General features: G+C 51.5%; 1 protein-coding gene. It reads right to left on the bottom strand.

Going from position 1 to position 789, the window contains the following annotated elements; all coding sequences use genetic code 11:
* On the bottom strand, positions 1-219 hold a 219-nt coding region (gene ndhC / locus ACQKP2_RS31275; RefSeq protein ID WP_427582159.1), incomplete at its 3' end, for an NADH-quinone oxidoreductase subunit A.
* Positions 220-789 lie beyond the last annotated feature (570 nt).

Raw genomic sequence — 789 nt, 5'->3', positions numbered from 1 at the left:
GAAGAGCATCGCGACCAGATAGAATTTGGCAGAGAGCCGCAAGCGGGCGCTACCTGTAGGTAGCATGCCGGACTCGAACGGTTCGTTTTTGCTGCGGCCCCAGGCTTTTGACCCGAGGAGGCTGGAAACACCGAGCATGAAGGCGCAGAGGCCGACGACGCCTAGAAGGAAAATGGCAAAGCCCCAGTTGTGGGCCATGAGTCCTGTCGCTTCGGGCATGCTGGTAATCCTTAACAGAGAGCAAAGGTCTCTGAGCTTGAAAAGTAATAACGCAGTGACGATATGTCGCAGCAATCGATCCCGCTGATTTTATGGCTAAACACCCGGCAAGTAAAATTCCTATAGCGAAATTATTTATAGGAATAAGGACATGGCGAACCCCAAAAAGCCCTGCAGGCCTTGTGTTGCCTGCATTAGGCGGCATTTTGCCAATTATGTTTTGTAGAGCGCGTAACGAACGATGATTTTTCTAAATGATAATCAATATTGTTTGGCGCGCTTTTTAAACTGATGATTCGTTAAGTTTGCAGGAAGTTGTTTTATATGAGTGTTACTGCAAGTAGCGTCAGTCCTCGTTTTATCCATTTTTCGTGATCGCAAGCTGCTCCGGGTCAATGTTTTCCCTCGGACATCGCCACCCCTCTGTAGGAGCCAGGCTCGCCGGCGAACAACGATGACGCGGTGCGACAGATACACCGCAGTGCCCCGTTCGTTGTAGGAGCCAGGCTTGCCGGCGAAGAGCGATGACGCGGTGCGTACAGATACACCGCATTGTCCCGTTCGCGGGCA

It is taken from the genome of Pseudomonas sp. NPDC089569 (assembly GCF_050280625.1).
Taxonomy (GTDB): Bacteria; Pseudomonadota; Gammaproteobacteria; order Pseudomonadales; family Pseudomonadaceae; genus Aquipseudomonas.
The sequence above is the reverse complement of the archived record's forward strand: the minus strand, read 5'-3'. Positions and strand labels throughout refer to the sequence as shown.